This window comes from Actinomadura napierensis (assembly GCF_039529375.1).
GTDB classification, from domain to species: domain Bacteria; phylum Actinomycetota; class Actinomycetes; order Streptosporangiales; family Streptosporangiaceae; genus Spirillospora; species Spirillospora napierensis.
In genome coordinates, this window is the sequence record NZ_BAAAMR010000018.1 from 62,840 (window position 1) to 83,652 (window position 20,813).

General features: G+C 72.1%; 17 protein-coding genes. 9 read left to right on the forward strand and 8 right to left on the reverse strand.

The features are described from left to right. The first annotated feature begins 58 nt into the window (after positions 1–58). Positions 59–1,354: an MFS transporter gene (locus ABD296_RS12915; protein WP_344265502.1), complete on the forward strand. Its 1,296-nt coding sequence runs from the start codon at positions 59–61 to the stop codon at positions 1,352–1,354. Further along, positions 1,351–2,334 carry a TolB-like translocation protein gene (locus ABD296_RS12920; RefSeq protein ID WP_344265504.1) on the forward strand — a complete coding sequence of 328 codons (984 nt, stop codon included), beginning with the start codon at positions 1,351–1,353 and terminating at the stop codon, positions 2,332–2,334. The genes ABD296_RS12915 and ABD296_RS12920 overlap by 4 nt, the downstream gene beginning before the upstream one ends. Positions 2,335–2,374: 40 nt before the next feature. Here the strand turns inward: ABD296_RS12920 and ABD296_RS12925 are convergent, their stop codons facing one another. Then, positions 2,375–3,283, reverse strand: a complete 909-nt coding sequence (locus tag ABD296_RS12925; protein WP_344265507.1) for an alpha/beta hydrolase — start codon at positions 3,281–3,283, stop codon at positions 2,375–2,377. A 120-nt stretch (positions 3,284–3,403) separates the two neighbouring features. Here ABD296_RS12925 and ABD296_RS12930 point away from each other — a divergent pair, with 120 nt between their 5' ends. Beyond that, complete coding sequence (locus tag ABD296_RS12930) at positions 3,404–4,066, forward strand: TetR/AcrR family transcriptional regulator (RefSeq protein WP_344265510.1); 663 nt, start codon at positions 3,404–3,406, stop codon at positions 4,064–4,066. 25 nt (positions 4,067–4,091) lie between these two features. Here ABD296_RS12930 and ABD296_RS12935 read toward each other — a convergent pair whose 3' ends face one another. Genes ABD296_RS12935 through ABD296_RS12945 form a run of 3 tightly spaced genes read right to left on the reverse strand, consistent with a single transcriptional unit; the run spans position 4,092 to position 7,511 of the window. Continuing rightward, positions 4,092–4,718 carry a nitroreductase family protein gene (locus ABD296_RS12935; RefSeq protein WP_344265513.1) on the reverse strand — a complete coding sequence of 209 codons (627 nt, stop codon included), beginning with the start codon at positions 4,716–4,718 and terminating at the stop codon, positions 4,092–4,094. 31 nt (positions 4,719–4,749) lie between these two features. Continuing rightward, the gene (locus tag ABD296_RS12940) at positions 4,750–6,165 is read right to left on the reverse strand and encodes an acyl-CoA reductase (RefSeq protein WP_344265516.1); all 1,416 of its coding nucleotides are present in this window, start codon (positions 6,163–6,165) and stop codon (positions 4,750–4,752) included. Continuing rightward, on the reverse strand, positions 6,162–7,511 hold the full coding sequence (locus tag ABD296_RS12945; RefSeq protein ID WP_344265519.1) for a hypothetical protein: 1,350 nt from the start codon (positions 7,509–7,511) through the stop codon (positions 6,162–6,164). The genes ABD296_RS12940 and ABD296_RS12945 overlap by 4 nt, the downstream gene beginning before the upstream one ends. Before the next feature lie 109 nt (positions 7,512–7,620). Between ABD296_RS12945 and ABD296_RS12950 the strand changes: the two genes are divergently transcribed. Together ABD296_RS12950 and ABD296_RS12955 are read left to right on the forward strand one after the other, a co-directional pair. Continuing rightward, a complete protein-coding gene (locus ABD296_RS12950) occupies positions 7,621–8,268 on the forward strand; it encodes a TetR/AcrR family transcriptional regulator (RefSeq protein ID WP_344265522.1) in 648 nt (215 codons plus the stop codon). Between the two features lie 22 nt (positions 8,269–8,290). Continuing rightward, positions 8,291–9,157, forward strand: a complete 867-nt coding sequence (locus tag ABD296_RS12955) for an SDR family NAD(P)-dependent oxidoreductase (protein ID WP_344265525.1) — start codon at positions 8,291–8,293, stop codon at positions 9,155–9,157. A gap of 23 nt (positions 9,158–9,180) precedes the next feature. On the opposite strand, the gene ABD296_RS12960 is transcribed toward ABD296_RS12955, so the two are convergent. Then, positions 9,181–9,387 (reverse strand): hypothetical protein, encoded by a 207-nt coding sequence (locus tag ABD296_RS12960; RefSeq protein WP_344265528.1) that lies wholly within the window; start codon positions 9,385–9,387, stop codon positions 9,181–9,183. A gap of 337 nt (positions 9,388–9,724) precedes the next feature. Between ABD296_RS12960 and ABD296_RS12965 the strand changes: the two genes are divergently transcribed. Further along, positions 9,725–10,804, forward strand: a complete 1,080-nt coding sequence (locus ABD296_RS12965) for a hypothetical protein (protein WP_344265531.1) — start codon at positions 9,725–9,727, stop codon at positions 10,802–10,804. Between the two features lie 41 nt (positions 10,805–10,845). Here the strand turns inward: ABD296_RS12965 and ABD296_RS12970 are convergent, their stop codons facing one another. Beyond that, the gene (locus ABD296_RS12970) at positions 10,846–11,235 is read right to left on the reverse strand and encodes a RidA family protein (protein WP_344265534.1); all 390 of its coding nucleotides are present in this window, start codon (positions 11,233–11,235) and stop codon (positions 10,846–10,848) included. A 41-nt stretch (positions 11,236–11,276) separates the two neighbouring features. Here ABD296_RS12970 and ABD296_RS12975 point away from each other — a divergent pair, with 41 nt between their 5' ends. Next, entirely contained in the window at positions 11,277–11,879 is a 603-nt protein-coding gene (locus tag ABD296_RS12975; protein WP_344265537.1) for a CGNR zinc finger domain-containing protein, read from the forward strand. A gap of 18 nt (positions 11,880–11,897) precedes the next feature. Here ABD296_RS12975 and ABD296_RS12980 read toward each other — a convergent pair whose 3' ends face one another. Together ABD296_RS12980 and ABD296_RS12985 are read right to left on the reverse strand one after the other, a co-directional pair. Next, positions 11,898–15,362 carry a protein kinase domain-containing protein gene (locus tag ABD296_RS12980; RefSeq protein ID WP_344265540.1) on the reverse strand — a complete coding sequence of 1,155 codons (3,465 nt, stop codon included), beginning with the start codon at positions 15,360–15,362 and terminating at the stop codon, positions 11,898–11,900. A 41-nt stretch (positions 15,363–15,403) separates the two neighbouring features. After that, on the reverse strand, positions 15,404–18,118 hold the full coding sequence (locus ABD296_RS12985; protein WP_344265542.1) for an ATP-binding protein: 2,715 nt from the start codon (positions 18,116–18,118) through the stop codon (positions 15,404–15,406). Between the two features lie 271 nt (positions 18,119–18,389). Here ABD296_RS12985 and ABD296_RS12990 point away from each other — a divergent pair, with 271 nt between their 5' ends. Further along, complete coding sequence (locus tag ABD296_RS12990) at positions 18,390–19,277, forward strand: MBL fold metallo-hydrolase (protein WP_455363856.1); 888 nt, start codon at positions 18,390–18,392, stop codon at positions 19,275–19,277. Continuing rightward, on the forward strand, positions 19,274–20,767 hold the full coding sequence (locus tag ABD296_RS12995; RefSeq protein ID WP_344265547.1) for a carboxylesterase/lipase family protein: 1,494 nt from the start codon (positions 19,274–19,276) through the stop codon (positions 20,765–20,767). Before ABD296_RS12990 ends, ABD296_RS12995 begins: the two co-directional genes overlap by 4 nt. Positions 20,768–20,813: the final 46 nt, after the last annotated feature.

Here is a 20,813-nt window from a genome sequence, read left to right on the forward strand (position 1 = left end):
GGGGGCGTCGCGACCGCGCACGGCCCCGGGACCGCGGCTCCCCGCGAGGAGGGTTCGCATGTACCTGTCCGCAGGCCGTGTCGCCGACGCGGCGGGAGGCACCGCACGGCGGGACGCGGCACGGCGCGGCGCGGGACGGCGCGGCGCTGGACGGCGCGCGCTGCGGCTCGTGGCCCCCAACGTCGTCGCGCTCGGCGCCGTCAGCCTGATCACCGACGTGTCGGCGGAGATGGTGACCGCCGTCCTGCCCCTCTATCTCGTGGCCGGGCTCGGCCTGTCGCCGCTGGCGTTCGGGTTCGTGGACGGCCTGTACGGCGGCGCCGGCGCGCTCGTCCGGCTCGCCGGCGGGCACCTGGCGGACCGCCGCGCCCGGCACAAGCTCGTCGCGGGCGCCGGGTACGCGCTGTCGGCCGTGTCCAAGCCGGCGCTGATGGCGGCGGCGTCGGTGCCCGCGGTCGCGGCGGTGCTGGTCGCCGACCGGGTCGGCAAGGGCGTGCGGACGGCGCCCCGCGACGCGCTCATCTCGCTGTCCAGCCCGCCGGGCGCGCAGGGCCGCGCGTTCGGGCTGCACCGCGCCATGGACACCACCGGCGCGCTGCTCGGCCCGCTGGTCGCCTTCGCCGTGCTCAGCGCCGCCCACCAGGACTACGACCCGGTGTTCGTGGCGAGCTCCTGCTTCGCGGTCCTCGGCCTGCTGGTGCTGTGGCTGTTCGTCCGCGACCGGGACGGGGCGGCGGGCGGGTCGGTGCGGGCCACGCTGAGAGTGCTGCGCCGGGCGCGGTTCGCGCGGCTGTGCGCCGCGGCGGCCCTGCTCGGCGTCTCCACGGTGAGCGACGCGTTCATCTACCTTCTGTTGCAGCGGGCGGTCGACCTGCCGGTCCGCTACTTCCCGCTGCTGCCGGTCGGCACGGCGGCGACGTACCTGCTGCTCGCCGTCCCGCTGGGCGTGGTCGCCGACCGGGCCGGGCGCGGCCGCGTCTTCCTCGCCGGGCACGCCTTCCTGCTGCTGGTCTACGGGCTGCTGCTCTCCCCGCTCGGCGGCGCGGCGCTGGTGGCGGGCTGCCTGGCCCTGCACGGGGCGTTCTACGCGGCGACCGACGGCGTCCTCATGGCGATAGCGGGACCGCTGCTGCCAGAGGGCACCCGCGCCGGCGGGCTGGCGGTCCTGCAGACGGGACAGGCGCTGGCCCGGTTCGGGGGCTCGCTGGCGTTCGGTGCCGCCTGGACGTGGTGGGGTCCGCACACCGCGCTGTGGGCGGGCGCGGTGTCGCTGGCGACGGCCGGGGCGTGCGCAGCCGCCCTGCTCAGCGCCCGGCGACCGGCCGCGCGGAACCGGCTGGAGGCGGACGCGTGACGCTGCGGACCCGCCTGCTCATCGTGCTCGGCGCCGCCGTCCTGCTCGCTGTCGCCGCGACCGGCTACACCCTGCACGCCGCCGCCCGCCGCCCCGCGCACACCGGTGCGGGCGCGCGGATCGTCCTCGGCACGCCCGGGCAGATCGTCTTCCGCGACATGCGGATGGGGCCCGGCAAGGACCATCTGGCCGGCGTCGCGTCGGCGTCACCGGGCGGCCCGCGCGCCGACAGCGGCCTGGTCTGCGCCCGCTTCCACGCCGCCGCGGGCACGGGACTCTGCCTGCGCAACCGCGCCGGGCTGACGCCTTCCTACGAGGCCGTGGTGGTGGACGCGTCGCTCCGCGAACACCGCCGGTACGACGGCACCGGAATCCCCTCCCGCACCCGCGTCTCGCCCAGCGGACGCATGGCCGCGTGGACGGTGTTCGTCAGCGGCGACTCCTACGGCGGCACCAACTTCTCCACGCGCACCAGCCTCCTCGACACCCGCACCGGACGCCTCGTCCCGTCCCTGGAGGAGTACGGCGTGATCAAGGACGGCGCGCCCTACCGGTCCGCGGACGTCAACTTCTGGGGCGTGACCTTCGCCGACGACCAGCACTTCTATGCGACCCTCGCGACCCGCGGCAGGACCTGGCTCGTCGCGGGCGACACGGTGAAACGCCAGGTCAGGACGCTGCACCAGAACGTGGAGTGCCCGTCGCTGTCGCCCGACGGCACCCGCGCCGCCTACAAGAAGCGGGTCCGGTCCGCCGCGGGCGGGAACCCGTGGCGCCTCACCGTCCTCGACCTGCGGACCATGCGCGAGACCCCGCTGGCCGAAACCAGGAGCGTCGACGACCAGGCCGTCTGGGTCGGCGCCACGCAGGTGGCCTACTCGCTGCCCGGCGACTACGGCTCCGACCTGTGGACCGTCCCCGCCGACGGCTCCGGCACCCCCCACCGGTTCATGACCGCCGCCCTCAACCCCGTCTTCTGACCCCGCGTCCGAGCAGCGGAGACGCGGCAGCCGCCATGCCTCAGGAATCGGCCGGCGGCTGATCCAGAAGGTGGCGGCGCAGGAAGGACAATTCGGCCGCGACGGCCTGCTCGTGCCCGCTCAGGAACGGCTGGTAGTGCCCACCGGGCAAGCGGATTAGCTCCGCGCGGGCGACACTGTCGGCCACGGCGACGGACGGTGCGACGAGCGCCGACCGGTCCTGGTCGCAGACCAGGACCAGCAGCGGACAGGTGATCCGGGACGCGTCGCGGCCGGGCCTGTAGAAGCCGAGGCTCAGCGCGAAGCGGGCAGCGGCCTCCTGCTGCCAGTCCGGGTACCGGTTGCCGGGGTTGAGCGCTTTGTCGGTCTCAAGCGCGTCGGGCGTGGTGAGGAACGCGACGGTCCCTCGCTCGCCGTTGAGGGGAACCAGCAGCGGTGGCCGGCCGACCAGACCGCCGAGGGCGTCGATGACGCCCCGGCCCGTCAGGCGCAACATCGCCAGCGGCGTCTGGTAGCGCGCGGCGTTGCGGACGATGGCCTGGCAATCGGCGTTCGGCGTCTGCGCGATCGCTGCAGCGACCCGCCGGTCGCGCGCCGCCACGTGCAAGACATGGCCGCCCGACAGGGAGAAACCCCAGAGCGCCACCTTGGCCGGGTCGACTCCCGGCAGCGTCGCCGCGAACCCGATCGCGGCGTTCCAGTCGGCGAGCTCGTCCTTGATGCGCACCACCTGGCGCGGCCGGCCCCCGCTGTCCCCGAGACGGCGATGGTCGAAGGCCAGGACGGTGAACCCCGCATCGGCGAAACGGTGCGCGAACGGATCGGTGCCCGGCTCCTTGGTCACCGCGAACCCGCCCGCCATGATCACACAGCCGCCGTTCGTGCCCGGATAGTGCCAGGCCCCGCACTCGGCGTCGCCACTGGCGAAGCGGACCTTCTCTCGATTCACGGACATCCGCGTGCTCCCGTCCTCCGGTGGTCGAGCGGCCCACCTATGGTGAGGCACCCCTCCGGTTCGTCCGACCGTACCACGAACGTGAGGCATGCCTCACGTAGGTATTCTCGGAGCATGCTGCCGCCCGCCGAGTCCTCTGGTGCTCCCGCCCGACCGCGGCGTCGCGACGCACAGCGCAACCGCGAGCGCTTCATCGCCGCCGCCCAGACCGCGTTCGCCGAGCACGGCGTCGATGCCTCGCTCGAACAGATAGCCCGCGACGTCGGCCTGGCGATCGGCACGCTCTACCGGCACTTCCCGACCCGCATCGATCTGCTGATGGCCGCCTTCGAGCCGAAGCTGGAGGAGTTCGTCACGACCGCCGAACGCGCCCTGGCCATGGACGATCCGTGGGAGGGCTTCTGCGCCTTCCTCGAATCGCTGTTCGGGATGCAGGCCGGCGACCGCGGGTTCAACGACCTCGTTTCGATGCGCTTCCCGGCCAGCGAGCGCACCGAGGCCATGCACGAGCGGCTGTACCACCTCATCGAGGCGAACCTGCGCCGCGCCCAGCAGCACGGCGACGTGCGCACGGACCTCACCGTGGCCGACATCATCACCCTGGTCTGGGCGAACGGTCGCATCCTCGAAGCCACCAGCCACACCGCGCCGCAAGCCTGGCGGCGCAATCTGCACCTCATGATCGACGCGTTCCGGGCCACGAACCGGCACGAGCTGCCGGAACCCCCGCTGACCGGCGAACAGCTCTACGCGGCCATGGTCCACCTGAGCGTCTAGGGCGCGAGCCGTGCGGCACCGGGCCTCAGGAGCTCTCCCACTGGTCCTTGTAGACGACCTCTGCCATGGGACGGCGGCGCACCGGGCCGTGTTTGCCTCGAGGCCAGCCGACGACGATGTGCCCGGCGAGCATCCAGTCGTCGGGCACTCCGACGGCTTCGCGCAGGAGCGGCTCGCCTCCGTACGCGGCCCAGCTGGTCATGCAGGCCCCCAGTCCTTGAGCGCGCGCCGCCAGCAGGAAATTCTGCATCGCCGGAAATATCGACCCGCCGAGCAGCAACTCGGAGGCCGTGGGAAAGCGTTTCTGGCTGAACAGCACCGACGTGAACTCACCCGCGCGATCGTGCAGCTCGTACGTCGCCCGGGCGGTTCGTGCGCGGCGGCTGTGGTCGTCATCATCAGGACGGGTCATCCCGTAGGCCGGTTCGATCACGCGCAACGACTGTTCCGCCGCCTTCGCGACCACGGCTCGCGACTCCGGCGACCGGAGCACGATGAACCGCCGTTCCTGCGCGTTCGCACCGGACGGCGCCCATGCCGCCGCCTGCAGGCAGCGGTTCAACGTCGCCTCGTCGACCGGCTCGTCGGTGAAACGGCGGATCGTCCGCGCCGTCGACATCACCGTCCACACGTCAGTGGCTGTCCGCGTCATTCCTGCTCCCGTTCTCCCGCCCCGCCGCCGCTTAAGCCGTCATGGTGCCGTCTTCGTGGGCCATCCAGTGGACGAAACGGTGCAGCGGATACATGGCATCGTGCGGGTTGCCGATGGTACTGGGACCGGCTTCGCCGAGGCGGACGACGCGTTGCGCGCCGCCACTGGCGAGGCGGTCGCGATAGTCGGCCATTCTTTCGAAAGGGTAGAAGCCGATCGTCTGCGTCGCCACGTTGACGTATTTCACGGCTTGGTCGAGCGAGTCGACGCGAACCACGTTGGCGGTCTTGTTGAGCGGATGAAAGCCCACGGGCTCGTCGGAGCGGATCACCAGGCCCGTGCCGTCGGTCCTCCCCCAGACCTGGAACTCATCGTCGAGCATCTTCAGCGTGTCGATCTCCTCGCGCAGGTCCCGGTCGAGCGGCCGGGCGTCGCCGGAGGCCGCCGCCTTCGCCGAGATGTGGTCATGCAGCCGCGCGCAGAAGCGGTCGGCGTCCGCGTGGTCCGCCTCGATGTAGACGAAGCGGCTCGCGACGCATGCCTCCTGGTTGAGGACCATGACGTCGGATGCGGTGAGCGCGGCGGCCAGGTCGAGGGTCTCCTCGGAGGCGAACGCCTCCCGGCCGACCATCGAGATCGAGGTCTTGGGGTCGAACGACACCAGCTGCAGGCCGGGGCCGAGGTACTTGACCACGTTGTCGATGGCGTCACCGCCGCCCCAGGCGACGATCTTGTCGAAGTACTGGGGCCGGTACAGGATGCGCTCGACCGCGTCGTCGCCACCGCGCCAGTAGACCGCCGACATCGACCGGACGATGGGGTGGCCGGGGTCGATCTCGGCCATGGTCCGCAGGATCGCGACCGTGGTGAACGGGTCGCTGGACGACATCTTGAACAGGTTGACGGCCTTGACCATCGCGCCTTGGGCGATGGACTTCACGGCCACGCCCGGGGAGTTCCCCGGCAGCACGTGGACGAGCCGGGGCGCGAACGCCCGCACGAAGCTCTTGCGGCCGGTGAAGTCCTGCTTCGGGATCCACTCGTCCAGGGCCCTCGGGTCGGGGAAGTTCTGCTCGACCACGGTCTGCAGCAGCCGCCTGTCGAGGTAGGCGGCCGCGCCGGTGACCTGCGACTCCAGCACCGCGCGCGGCAGCACGTGAGTGGCCGACATGCGGTCGACGCACTCGCGCATGAGGGGGTTGCGGGGGTCGCGGATCCGCTCGCCGGTCTCGACGAGGAAGTCGATGATCTCCGTGAGCGGGACGTTCAGCAGCGGCGGCACCTCGCCGCGCGGATGCACCACCCGGTCCAGGGCGAGGCGCGGCGTCGCGAAGGTGACGCCCAGGTCCCGCGACCTGTGGAGGGTATCGGCGCCCTCGGCCAGCTCGCCGCGCTGGAAGAACGGCGCGGACACGGCGGCCTCATCGGCGGTCTGGGTCACGGTCATGACAGGCCTCGCACGTAGGCGTCCACGGTGCCGGCGCAACCGATCTTGTCGTCGCCGGCGAGGTCCGCGTAGCGGACGATGTCATTGCGCACCGACGGGCCCTTGTTCCCGCAGGCGCAGGGGCCGAAGTCGAGCGCGATCCTGTCTCCGGTGATGACCCCGCCCCAGCGTCCGTCGAGGGAGAGGTCGAAGAAGGCGGCGCGGCCCTCGTTCTCGCCGTCCTCGTGCGGCAGCAGGGTGTCACCCGTCTCGTCCAGGACGAAGGGGACGATCCACGGCGGCACGTGGTAGCGATCTCCCTTCCGGCACTTGGGCATACCGGAATTGAGCTCCTGCATGGAGTAGTTCTGGAAGTCCCTGTCGGCCGGAATGTTGAACGTCCGGTGGACGAACTCCTGGTAGTCCGCGGGCAGCTTCGCGCGCTTGAGTCCGCCACCGACGTAGAGGCAGTTGTCGGGGTGGAAGTCCTTGGCCGAATAACCCATCTCGCGGACGGCTTCGGCCACCTGGTACAGCGAGTTCCACATTCCGGCGATGTAGAGCTTGTCCGCGCGGTACTTGACGAGGGCTTCAGCCACGGCGCCGACCGACCGCCGCATCAACTCCTGCCGCTCCTGCGAGGTCCGCTCGAAGTCGGCGAGTTCCTCTGGCAGCGCGCTGCCATCGGCGATCTTCTTGCGCAGCACCACCATCGCGGTCAGCGAGCCTACGGTGATCGGCGGGACCGGCGGCCGGAAGGCCTCTTTGGCCGGGTCGCCGAAGGCCTCCCGCTGGGCCTCGGCGGTGATCAGGTTCTTCGGGACCGCGGCGGCGGCACCGGTGCCGATGATCCGGCGGTCCCGGGCGGGCCGCACGCCCGAGCCCCAGGAGAAGACGTTGACGGTGTCCTTGCGCGTCCAGTCCATGTCGCGGCCAGACGCGAGCAGCATCGCCGACTTTCCGGTCGTTCCGCTGGAGCACGACACGTAGTGGCCCTTGGCCTGCAGCCGCGTGATCCAGTCGTCGATGCCGCCGATGCCGGAGGTCTCGATGGAAGCGATCGGGTACGGCGAGACGGTGCCCAGCCATTTGGCGAGCCGGTCCCACCTCTCTTCGAGCAGGAAGCTCTCCGGGTAGCTCTTGTAGGCGGTGTGCGGGAACAGCAGCGGCACCACGTCCGCGCGACCGCGGATCTCGGTGACGCCGGACTCGTCGGCCCGGTGGCCGAGCAGCTTGATGCGCCCCTTGCGCTCCTGGAACCGCTCGTCGAGGGCGGCCGTCTGCGTCTCGCGCAGCTCGGCGTGGGAGTGGTCGAAGCGGTCCGGTGCGTCGACCAGCCGCGTGAGCCTTTCTGTCGCGGAACTCACCAGGGCATCCTTCCCTGTGTCGTCGCCAGGCTCGCCGAAATGGCACCTGGTGCGTATCATTATGTCCGAGGGGAGCGAAGATGCAAGAGCTGGTTTCCGGGAGGCCGGCATGACCGGCGCCGGCCCGTCGGTCCGCCGCGGAGCCGGGCGGCCCACCCGCGAGCAGGCGGAGGCACGCAACGAAGAGCTGCTCGACACCGCGCTGGACCTCTTTCTGGAGCACGGCTACGAGACGGTGACGATGGAGATGATCGCCGCCCGGGTCGGCATGACCAAGCGGACGATCTACGCCCGCCACTCCGACAAGGCCTCGCTGTTCCTCGCCGCCGTGCTGCGCGCCATCGAGCGGCAGGCCCTGCCGCGGGAGGCGCTGGAAGCACTCGACGACGGCGACCTCGCCGGCACGCTGGAGGCCGTCGCACGGCTGCGGATCGACCAGGTCATGACACCGGACGGCCTCCGCCTGCAACGGATCATCAACACCGAGGGCTACCGCTTCCCGGAGATCTTCGTCGCCGGGTACGAGCTGAGCACCGCGCGGGTCGTCGAGTTCGTCGCCGGCGTCCTCGACCGTGCCGCCGCGCGGGGACGCATCGCGCCGACCGACTCCGACCAGGCCGCCCGCGCCTTCATGAGCATGGTGGTCGGCGGCCAGGTGCGCGCCATCGTGGCCGGCCGTCCGCCGACACCGGAACAGATCGAGAAACGGGTCGGGTTCACCGTCCGCCTGCTGCTGGACGGCCTCCGGCCGCGCTGAACACGACAGAAAGGCGGAACCGTTGACCTTCGACGCGAACCGGCCCGTCGCGGTCGTCACCGGGGCCAGTTCCGGGATCGGCAGATCGACCGCGCGCAAGCTGATGGAACGCGGCTGGCAGGTGCTCGGCGTCGGCCGGGATCCGCGACGCTGCGCCGAAGCCGAAAGGGAACTCGCGGCCGTCGGTGGCGGCTTCGCCATGCTGCGCGGAGACTTCACCCTGATGGCCGAGGTCAAGCGCGTGGCCGACGCGATCGGAGGCCGTATCCCGCGTCTCGACGTGCTCATCAACAACGCGGGCGGCGTGCGGGACCGGCGGATCGTCACCGCGGAGGGCACCGAGGCGACCTTCGCCGCCAACCACCTCGCCCCGTTCCTGCTGACCCGGGAACTGCTGCCGGCGCTGCGCACGAGCGCGGCCGCCCTGCCGCCCGGATCGGCACGCGTGATCGCCGTCTCCTCCAGCGCCCACCGGATCAGCAAGGGACTGCGATGGGACGACCTCCAGAGCCTGCGCAGATTCCATACGGCGGCCGCCTACGGCCAGGCGAAGCTCGCCAACATCCTCTTCACCCGCGAGCTGGCCCGGCGGACAGCTCCGGACAGAATCACCGCGCACGCCATGCACCCAGGCAAGGTCGCCACCAACTTCGCCTCCCACGGAGACGCCGCCATGCGGGAGCACATGGCGGCGGCCGACACCGTCCCACCCGACGAGCCGGCCGAGACGCTGGTCTGGCTGGCCACCGATCCCGAAGGCGGCCGCGACGGCGGCCGCTACTTCCACGGAAAGGCCGAGGAGAACCCTTCCGAAGCCGCCCGCGACGACGCAGCCGCCGCACGCCTCTGGACCGAGACCGAACGCCTCCTCGCCGAACTCGGCTTCTAACACACGCAACCGCGCCCGGACGTTCAGTCGGCGAGGAGGCCCACACCGAGCCAGAGTCCGGCCACGCCGGGCAGTGTCAACGGGAGCACTGCGATTCCGGCCAGCCAGCGCGGAATGCCATGAGCTGCGCGGCCGGTCAACAGGTTGAACATACGGAGCCATGCCAGGCAACCACCGACGAGGCAGAGGGCACCAACAACGAACCACATTGCCGCGATCGAGGCGTTCATGAGCGGGACGGTAGCCAGCGCCGGTCACCGTGCACAAGACATCGCCACTAGGGAAAGTCGAGCCTTGCACTGGAAGCGCACGGGGCTCCCCCGACCCGAGGCGTCGAGAATGGCGGCAGCCGGAACCTGCCGCCTAAGAACGAGGGGCGGCCAGCGTGGCAAGGCAGGAGAAGGCGGCACTTACAGGCGCGGACGCCACCCCAGCAGGAGACTTGCCACCTCGGCCGCCGCTTCCTCGTTGGTGCGATCTTGGGGTGGTGTCGCGATTTGGGCCGTGGTTCGCGTCACGCTCCGCTTCACCCGATGGCACCGTAGACGTCACCAAGGAAGGGGAGCTGTGACTACATACGCCTTCGACGAGGACCGTCGCGTGATCGTCGCGTTCTGGGAGACCGGCTCGAGCTGGACTGCCTCCACCTTGGCCGATGTACCTCGTGATGTCCCCGCTGATGCAGTCCAGCACCTCGCTCAGGCTCTGACCCAGTTGTCCGCCCAGGCGTGGCGCACCCACACCCACCCGGCCTCCGCCGCGGACGAGCAAGAGGTGAACACCGAGGGCTGGCGGCGGGCACAACACCGAGAAGCATTCGCGACAGTGGCGGAGGCTCTGACCCGGCCGAACCTGCCCTCTGACGGCGTGCTGGCGGTGTCGTACAACCCCATCGAGGAGTGCGGCCACCGCGTGGGCCGTGCCCTGCACGGCATCAGCAATGCGGACTTGAGCAAGCGGGTCGGCGCCGAAGTGCAGGCCGAGCTGGGTGCCATCGAACAGGCGGAACTCGGCGATCTCACCGGCCGCGCCCGCCAAGCCCTGGCTCTCACGCGCGCCGACGCATCACCCGTCCAGGTCCAGGCCGCCGACAAGATCCTCAACAGGGACCCGCTCGGCAGCCCGGGGCTGTTCACGGAGATCGAACCCGTGGCCGCCGCCATCGCGGCGGCGCACTGGCTCCAGGCCGCCGCCGACGTCACAGCCGAGACGACCGGCTACGCCCCCACCGAGATCATCGAGGAAGCGGACGACATCGAGGCCCTCGCACACGAGACCCCGACGCTCGTGCTCGAACAACTCGAACTCGGCCTCAGCCCGTACGAAACGGTCACCGCCCTGATCCGCGGCGCGATGACCGTCGCCGAGGGCCGGATCCCCGACCTCGACGAAATCCTTGAGCACGTCACCGAGGTCGAGGTACTCGCCCGCCGGCAGGAGGATCCACGGCTCCGCAGCGCACTGCTCAAGGAACTCCGCACCACTCCGCTCGACCCCAAACGCCCCGCGCAGGACCTCCTTGAGGACATCCTCGACGGCATCCGCGGCTGCTGGCTCATCTACCAGGAAGACGCCTCAGAAGGCGACAACGATTTCGCCGACGAAGTGCGCGCGGAGGCCAACGCCAACCGGGACCGACTCACCTGACCGGACGGCCGTCGCAGGCACGCACGGCGCGCGCCTTGGCGTCACACGGCGGCGATGGCGTCGATCTCGACGAGGAATCCGGGGCCCAGGCCGGCGACGACGTGGACGGTGATGGCCGGGGGCGGGTCGGCCGGGTTCCAGACCTGCTGGAAGGCGGCGGCGCCCTCGTCGAACGTGTGGCCGTCCACCACGGCGATGGACCAGTGCACGATGTTCGCCAGGCTCGCGCCCTCGCTCTCCAGGATGGTCGCGAGGTTGCGCAGCGCCTGGACGGTCTGCTCCCCGACCGTGGGACCGACGACCTCGCCGTCGGCGCCCACGCCGTTCTGCCCGCCGATGTAGATCGTCTTCGTCGGCTGTTCGACCACGACGGCCTGACTGAAGGCGGGGCTGCGGTGCAGTCCCTCGGGGTTGATGTGCCGGACGTCCATGCGCTGCCTCCCGTGATGAAGACACCAGTTATAGTGGTTTCATGCGAGCGCACACAACCGGACGGGTGGTGCACGACCCCAAGGGAGGGTCGTTCTGGTTCGATGCCGGCGCCGTCTGCCTGGACTTCGCGCACACCGGCGGCGAGGGCCGGTACGCGGTGTTCGAGACCCTCCACGAGCCTGATGACCTGGGCGAATGGCTGGCACAGCCGCCGCTGGCCGCGGTCATGACGGTCCCGGTGACGGCCCGCGAGCTGACCGCGGCCAAGGCCCTGCGGCAGGCGATCTGGGACGCGGCGCACGCGCGGGCGGAGCGTCGCCAGCTTTCCGCCGCGGCGGTGGCGGCCATCAACGGCGCGGCGTCCGCGGCGCCGCTGGTCCCGGAGCTGGCCGCCGACGGGACGACCACGGGGTGGGCGCCGCCGGTGCGGGCGACGCAGGCGCTGTCGACGCTGGCGCGGGAGATGGTCGAGCTGCTGTCCGGGCCGCTGTCGGGACGCATCCGCGAGTGCGCGAGCGACGACTGCCCGCTGGTGTTCGTGGACTCGTCCCGCCCCGGCGCGCGGCGCTGGTGCTCGATGGAGCGCTGCGGCAACCGCCACAAGCTCCGGGCCCTCCGCGCCCGGAGGGCCACCGATCCGTGACGGCGGGGGGGTCAGCGCTTACGACGGGAAGTCGTACTCCCAGTCCAGTTCCCAGGCGCGTGTGACGCCGGACTGGTCGAAGCTCGTGACGATGTGGCCGTTATCGCTGATTCTGAGGCCTGCGATGGTGTCGTCATGCCCCTTCAGGACACGGAGGCAGCCGCCTCGGGCGAGGTCCCATAGTCGTATCCGGCCGTCCCAGCCGCCGGTGACCGCGAACCGGCCGTCCGCGCTGAGCGCGGGTGCGGTCGGGCCCCTGTAGGTGCCGACGTGGTTGGTCCGTCCGGTGTGCAGGTCCCAGGCCAGCATCGTCGTTTCGTCCTCCAGCCTGCCCGTCGAGACGACCGTCCTGCCGTCCGCCGAAATGGCGACACCCGGGCCGGGCCGGCCGGACACCGTGCGGCGGCAGCGGCCGGTCGAGACGTCCCATACCTGGACGGTGCCGTCCCGGTGACCTGCCAACAGCACGTCACCGGCACGGCTCAGGGCGAGCGAGCCGTGGCGATGGCCTTGCGGCAGCTCACGCAGGCAGTGACCGGTCCGCAGGTCCCAGATCCGGGCGCTTTCCTCGTCAGGCATCGGGGACGTGACAGCGTGGCATCCGTCGGCGTCCATCAGCAGCGTGTCGATGGCGGCGGCGTGGCCGGTGAGCTCTCGGCGGCATTCGCCGGAGACCAGGTCCCAGACTCGGATGGTGGCGTCGTCTCCAGCGGACACACCCATACGGCCGTCTGCGCTGACCGCTACATCTCTTACTTTGGCGATGTGGCCGTGTAGTACGTGCCGGCAGTCTCCTGACTCCGCGTCCCAGACCCGCACGGTGCCGTCCGCTCCGGCCGACACGGCGATCCGGCCGTCAGCGCTGACGGCGAGGGCCGGGACCTGCCCGGTATGTCCCTCCAGGATGCGGTGCCGCCCTCCGCCGCTCAGGTCCCAGATCCTGATCGTGCCGCGCTCGTTGCCGATGAACGCCGATGAGCCGTCGGGGGTCATCGTCGTCCCGCAGACCATGGATCGGAACTGGCCCACGGTGGGGAGGACCTCGCGCGACCACGCATCGACCAATGCGGTGCGTCGCCCGGCCCTGGCGATGTCCTGCCAGCGGTCGAGCAGGGCGAGATGCCGCCGGTATCCGGGGACGGTCCGTGCCCGGCGTATCTCCTCGGCCGCAAGCCGGAATCCGCCTTCGGCCATCAATTCCGTCGTGTGGGCGAGGACGCGGCTTATCTCCTCACTTCCGCGAAGCCGCTCGGTCGCCGCACTCGGGAGCGCGTAGCTCCATGCGGCGGCCGGTCCAGCGCCCGTCACCTCCCGCAGTGTCACGGTGCCGGACGCGTCGCCCAGGAGCGCGAACCGGCCGTCAAAGTTCAGGGCGACCACCTCCTCCTGCCAGTCCGGCCACGGCGTCGCCGTCGGCCACGTCTGCAGGCATCGTCCCGTGGTCAGCTCCCAGTACTGGATGTCGTTCCCCCTCGCGGACAGGGCGTAGCGGCCGTCGCCGCTCACGGCGAAGCTCCAGCCCCTTCCTCCGGGACGGTCGACGACGCAGCGTTCCCAGCCCGTCTCCGCGTCCCAGACCCGGACGCGGGCCTCCGCATAGCGTCCCTCCTGCGCGACGACCGTGCGGCCGTCGGCGCTGAGCCACGCCATGACGCACCCGGTGCCGAACTCCCGCAGGATGCGACCGGTTCGGGCGTCCCAGACCTGCACCACGCCGGAGTCCCCGAATGCCTGCACGGCGCCGTCCACCTTGCCCAGCCCGAGCGCGCTGCGACCGTCCGCGCTGATCCCCACCGAGCGGAAGTAGCCCTTGCCATCCGGGCCGTCCCGCAGGACGTACAGGCACTGGCCGGTCGCGGCGTCCCAGGCCCGGACGGCTCCGTCATCGTGCAGGGACATGGCGACCCGGCCGTCCGCACTCATGGCGACCAGACCGTTCGAGGTGAAGACCCCGCCGGGGAAGCTCTGGATCTCCCCTCCGGCAAGGTCGGTGACGAGGCGGCCGGTCGTGAGATCCCAGATCCGTGCGGGGCCGCCCTCCTTGGCGGAGATCGCCCGGGTACCCTGCGCGTCGATCGCCAGGTCCACGATGGGGTGCACGTGGTCGGTCGTGTGGTCGGCGGTGCTGATCTCCAGTACGGAGCGGCGGCCAATCAGGTCCCACACTTGGATCGATTTGTCTGTAGCGGAGAGCCCGGTGCTGCCGTCCTGGGTCATGGCCACGGCGCACACCCGGCCGAGGCCGTCGCCTAGGACCACCGGTGGCGAGGGTTCGGGTGTGCGTTGCGCGTCGCCGCGTTCGAGATGCACCAAGCCCAGGAGATACTCGCCTCTCCAGTCGTCAGTGGCGCAGACCGCCTCCAGGTCAGCGACGAGTTGGACGTCGGTCACTCGTCCGGCGCGCCACTGGTGGAGGCCGCGGTTGTAGATCACATGCGGATTGCGGGGATCGATCTCGGCGGCCCGCCGCCACAACGTCTCGGCCTGCTCGGCCTTTCCCAGGTCCAGCAGCGACAGGGCCTGGTTGGACAGCTCGTCCGCGAGCCGTACCGCCATCTGGGGCACGGGTCTGGGATAGGGCTCGCCGGCGACCTCGGCGTAGATCTCGGCCAGTTCCCCGGCCACTTGGCCCATGTCCTTCGGACGCTGTGACGGTTCCCTGGCAAAGCACCGTTGGAGCAGCCCCACCAGGCCCTGCGGCATGACCGCGACATCGGCTCCGTCCCAGGTCTTTGCTCCTTGCCTGACGAACTCGGCGAAGACCTCGGCACCGGCCTGGCCGAACCGGCACGGCGGATGCCCTACGAGCATCTCCAGGACGGTCAGTGCCCACGACCATGTGTCGGTCGCTCGGGTCAGCCGGGGTCTCGGGCCTTCGCCTTCCCCCGTCCATGCGGCGGCTTCGGCCTGCTCGGGCGAGCAGTAGGCCGGTGTCATCCCGGCGTATCCCGCGAGCAGGCTTGCGCCCGGCGGCACGGGGCCGACCTCCCCGGCCGCGGCGCGCGCCCGAGCCAGTCCGAAATCGGTCAGCTTGGCCGTGCCGTCGCGGGTGAGCAGCACGTTGGCGGGCTTCAGGTCCTGGTGGATGAGGCCGTTCCGGTGCGCATGCTGCACGCCCCACGCGGTCTGCACGGCCACGTCCAGAATGCGGCGCAGGTTCGCCTCGGGTCCACCGGTGTAGAGGCGGCCGGTGCGCACGGCATCGGCCAGGCTTCCGCCGTCCAGCCATTCCGCGAACACCCTGGGCAGGCCGTCCAGCCTGCGCACATACAGGCAGGTCACCGTGTGGGGATGCTCGCCGAGCCCTACCCAGGTCGCCGCTTCCGTCTCGAAGTCTTCGAGCCCCTGCCTGTCGGCCACCAGGCCGGGCCGAGGCACCTTGACCGCCAGATCCAGGTCCCATCCACGGTGCCGTACTCGGTAGACCAGGCCCATGCCGCCCGTACGGATCACGTCCCGGACCTCGTACAGATCCAGGATCACGTCTCCCGGGCGCCATTCACGGGGCGGCGTGTCTCGTGAGGTCATTCGGCGGCGTCCAGGAGGTCGCGCAGTTGCGAGCGGGCGGTGACGCCCAGTTTGGGGAAGGTGCGGTAGAGGTGGGAGCCGACGGTGCGGGGCGACAGGAAGAGCCGTTCGCCGATCTCGCGGTTGGTCAGCCCGCGCGCGGCCAGCCGGACGATCTGCTGCTGTTGCGGGGAGAGCCCGGCGAAGGCGCTCGGGGACGCCGGTTCGACGGCCAGGCCGGCCGCGCGCATCTCGGCCTGCGCGCGTTCGGTCCACGGCCGGGCGCCCAGCCGGTGGAAGGTGCCGTGGGCCGCGGTGAGGAAGGGACGGGCTTCGGCGATCCGGCGGCGGCGCCGCAGCCATTCCGCGTACTCCAGCTGCGTCTGCGCGTGTTCGAACGGCCGGCGTTCCAGCGCCGGGTCGGCAAGGGCCGGGAGGAAGTCGGCGTGCTCGGGTTCGGCGAGCAGTGCGCGGCTGCGGTGGACGAGGGCCCGCAGCCGGGACGAGCCGCCGCCGGCGAGAGCGCGCGCGGAGCGTTCGACGATCGCGGACGCGTCGTCGCGGTGGCCGCTGCGGGCGGCGGACTCGGCGAGCTCCGGCAGCGCCGGGTAGGAGGCGTGGTAGTGGACGGGGTCGCCGTTCGTGTCGAAGACCATCCGGGCGTGCTCGTAGGCGGTCTCGTAGTCGCCTTCGACCATGGCGGCGGCGGTCAGGGCGCGGCGCGCGTACACGGCGACGGATCGGTTTTCCAGCGGATCGACCAGGCGTAGTGCCTCGTCGGCGCGCGCGCGTGCGCCCGCCGCGTCCCCTTGGGCGGCCAGGACCATGGCCTCGACGGCGTGCGCGCAGGCGACGGCGTGGTCCAGCCGCGTCGCGGTGGGCAGGGCGCGGAGGTCGGCGCAGGCCGTCCTGGCGTCGCCCCAGCGGCCGTGCTCGAAGTAGGCGAGCGCGACGACGCCGCCGAGCCCGTGGGGAAGCGGTCCCGCGGCGCGCCACGACTGGACGGACTCGTCGAACGTGCGGACGGCCAGCGGGGTCTCGTCCAGCACCCAGGCCGCGATGGCGAGCGCGGTCAGCCGTTCGGGACGGCCCTCGGCCGCGGCGATGAGGCCCGGCAGCGCGGGTGCGAGGTCGCGTCCGCCGCCGAACGGGTCCGACACGATCCGGGCCCAGTCACGCGACGGTCCGGCGGGCAGCCGCGGCAGGATCCGGTCGATCTCCCGCCGCTGGGACTCCTCGCCCGAGTAGAAGCGCAGTACGGCGGCGGTGGTGAGGGCGTCCAGCGCGATGTCCGGGCGTGCGTCCGCCAGGTCCCGCGCGATCGCGGCGAGGCCGGCGAAGGCGGCGGCGTGCCGCCCGGTCAGCGCGGCCAGCCGTCCGACGTGCAGTGAGGCGGCCGCGAGGAGGGCGGGGTCGCCGGTCCGGGCGCGGGCCCGGGCGGCCAGATCCTCGACCCACGGCAGATCACCGGTGAAGACGGCCAGGCCGGCCGCGTCCGCCAGCAGCCGGGCTCCGGCGTCGCGCGCGGGGTGCAGCTCGGCCGCGCGGGCCAGGGCCTTGGCCGCCGCCGCGTGGCCGCCCCGCCTGCGGGCCCGACCGGCGGTCCGCTCCAGGGCGGCCGACACCTCCGCGTCCGGACGAAGGGTCGCGGCGGCGAGGTGCCAGGCGCGGCGGTCCGGTTCGTCGCGCAGGGCGCCGGCCAGCGCGCGGTGGGCTTCCAGGCGGGCGTCGAACGGAGCGGCGTGGTAGACGGCGGAGCGGATCAGGGGGTGCCTGAAGCGCACGTGACGGCCCGTCCGGCGGACCAGTCCGGCCTCCTCGGCGGCCGGCCACGCCTTGTCGTCGGGGTCGGGCAGCAGCGCCAGGACGGCGTCGGGCGGGTCCTCCACGTCGGCGGCGGCGAGCAGCAGCAGGGCGCGCCGGCCGGCCTCCGGCAGTTCCGCCAGCCGGGCGGCGTAGCGGGCTTCCAGCCGCGCACCGGCCGGCAGCGGACCATGATCGTCGCCGGTGGGATGCGCGCGGGCGGCCCCGGCGAGCTCGAGCAGCGCCAGCGGGTTGCCCTCGGCCTGGTCGAGGACGCGTTCCCGCGTCCCCGCCGCCAGGCCGGGCGAGCGCAGGTCGAGCAGCCGCCGGGACGCCGCGCGGTCGAGCGGGCCCAGCGCGAGCGTCGGGAACGCCGGGTCGAGGCCGGGATCGCCGTCGCGCACGGCGGCCAGCACGGTGACCGGGTCGCCGTCCAGCCGCCGGGCGGCGAAGGCGAGGACGTCGGCGGACGCGGAGTCGATCCACTGGGCGTCGTCCAGGACGACCAGAAGCGGCGCCTGCTCGCCGACCTGCGACAGCAGGGTCAGCACCGCGACGCCCGTCAGCAGGGGGTCGGCGGCGTCGGGCACGAGGCCGAAGGCTCCGAGCAGCGACCGGCGCGGCCTGTCCGGAAGGCCGGCGGCCTCGTCCAGCACCGGACGCAGGAGCTGGTGGAGGCCCGCGAAGGCCAGGTCGCGCTCGGACTCGCGGCCCGCCGCGCGCAGGACCCGGCGGCCCGCCGCTCCGGCGCGGCGGGCCGCGTCGTCCAGCAGGGCGCTCTTGCCCGTTCCGGGGGCGCCGGAGACGACCAGGACCCGTCCGGGCGGGTCCGTCACCAGGGCGGAGAGCCGCTCGATCTCGGCGTCCCGCCCGATGATCGGAGCGGGCGGTTCCCCGGTGGCGCGCGAACGGGGCGCCCGCTCGTCCACGGCCCCTCCCGAACAGCTGCCCGCTTCGGCCAGGACGCGACGTCGCCACAGGTCCGTGCCGCTTTCCTCGCACCGTAGCAGCGGGGTCCGGATCGGGCGGATGCAGTCACCTGACGCATACCGCTCGCCTGGTCGGCGGCGCACGATGGACGTGCGGCGCTTCCCATCGCACCGCACTCATCATCGTTAACAACCACAAGGAGCGCGTATGCGCACTGATACCTCGTCGCTTTCCGATCAGATCACTCTGGGTGATGTAACGATCACGAGAGTGTGGGAGTACTACGGGCCCGTCGGCATAACGGCCGAGACGTTCTTCCCTGAGTGCTCCCCGCGCACGTGGGAGGAGCACTCCTCCTGGCTCGAACCGCACTTCGTCGACCCCGGGACGCGGGTCGTCAACTCCGCGATCCAGACCTGGCTGCTGCGCAGCGAGGGCAAGAACATCCTCATCGATACCGGGGTCGGCAACCACAAGGAGCGGCCCTACTCGCCCGTCTGGAGCCGCCTCGACACCGACTTCCTCGGCAACCTGGCCCGCGCCGGCGTGCGGCCCGAGGACGTGGACATCGTGGTGAACACCCACCTCCACGTGGACCACGTCGGCTGGAACACCCGCCTGGACGGCCGCGCCTGGGTGCCGGCCTTCCCCAACGCCACCTACCTCGTCCACAAGGCCGACTTCGACTTCTGGAACCCCGACAACGGGCACAAGCCGCGGCTGGGGCGGGGCAACCAGAACGTGTTCGAGGACAGCGTCGCCCCCGTCCACGCGGCGGGCCTGACGCGGCTGTGGGAGGACGCGTACACGATCGACGCCGGCCTGCGCCTGGAGCCCGCGCCCGGCCACACCCCCGGGTCGTCCGTGGTCGTCCTCGAATCGGGCGCGGACCGCGCGGTGTTCGTCGGCGACATGCTGCACACCCCCGCGCAGTTCGTCGAGCCGGACGCCAACAGCTGCTTCTGCGAGGACCCGGCCGGGGCTCGCGCCACCCGCCGCAGGGTCCTCGGGCGCGCCGCCGACGAGAACGCCCTGGTCATCCCCGCGCACCTCGGCGGGCACGGAGCCGCAGAGGTGATCCGCGAAGGGAGCGGGTTCGCCGTCAAGAGCTGGGCGCCGTTCGCACCGCACACCGAGACCTCGGAGGACGCCCGATGAGCCGGCACGCGGCGGACACCGTCGTCACCGCGCAGGGCGCCGTGCGCGGCCTGCGCCGCGACGGGACATCCGTTTTCCTGAACATCCCGTACGCCGCTCCGCCGGTCGGCGCCGCACGGTTCGCCGCCCCGCAGCCGCACGCCCCTTGGGACGGCGTGCGGGACGCCACCGTGCCGGGCCCGACCGCGCCGCAGCCCGAACGCCGGCTCGGCAGCGTGGACATGACCCCCTACTTCGGGCCGGGCTGGGTCCCCGGCGAGGACTTCCTGACCGTCAACGTGTGGACGCCGGAGACCGGCGGCGGCGCGAAGCTGCCCGTGCTGGTGTTCGTGCACGGCGGCGGGTTCGTGGCGGGATCCACCCGGTCGGAGATTGCCGACGGCGCCGCCTTCGCCCGCGACGGGGTCGTCCTCGTGACGCTGAACTACCGGCTGGGCGTCACCGGTTTCCTCGACCTGCCGGGCGCGCCCGCCAACCGGGGCCTGCTCGACGTGATCGCCGCCCTGCGCTGGGTGCGGGAGAACATCGGCGCGTTCGGCGGCGACCCCGGCCGCGTCACGCTGTCCGGCCAGTCCGCGGGCGCCACGATCGTGGGCGGCGTCCTGGCCGCGCCCGAGGCCGAGGGGCTGTTCCGGCGCGCGATCGTCCAGAGCGGCAGCGGCCTGGGCGCCTTCACGCCCGAGCAGGCCGCCCGCGTCACCCGCGCCGCGGCCCGCGCCCTGGGCGTCGCGCCGCACGCCGATGCCTTCGCGGGCGTCCCCGACGAGCGGCTCGTCGAGATCATGCCCGAACTGTCGGGCATCGACCTGCGGACGGAGACCGCGACCGACCCGCTCATCGGGCTCAGCCCGTTCAGCATCGTGCTCGACCGGCAGCCGGCCGAGGCCGTCGCGGCGGGCCGCGGCGCGGGCGTGGACCTGCTGGTGGGCACCAACACCGAGGAGGGCAACCTCTACCTCGCGCCGTTCGGGAACCTGTCCACCTCGACGGCGGCGGACGTGGACGCCGCCGCGGCCCGCTCGCACCCGCACCCCGCCCACCTCGTCGAGACTTACCGGAAGGCGAGACCGCAGGCGTCCTTCGGGGAGTTGCGTTCGGCCATCATGGGCGACGCCCTGTTCGGCGCGGGGAGCCGGCGACTGGCCGACGCGCACGCCGCACGCGCCGCCGCCGCCACCTACCGCTACTCGTTCGCGTGGCGCTCGAACGCGCTGGGCGGCGAACTGGGCGCCACGCACGCCGTGGAGTTGCCGTTCGTCTTCGACGTCGCCGGGCTGCCCGGCCTGCACGGTCCCGCCGCCATCCTCGGACCGGACGAGCCGCCGGCGGACCTGGCCGCCCGGACGCACGCGGCCTGGGTGTCCTTCGCCGCGACCGGCGACCCCGGCTGGGACCGCTACGACACCGGCCGCCGCGCCACCATGCGCATCGACGGCGAATGGAGTCTGGTGGACGACCCGCATGGCGAGGAACTCCAGGCTTGGTTCTGAACCCGGCGCCTCACCGGCCTGCGGTCATGCGGGGTCGGCTGCTACG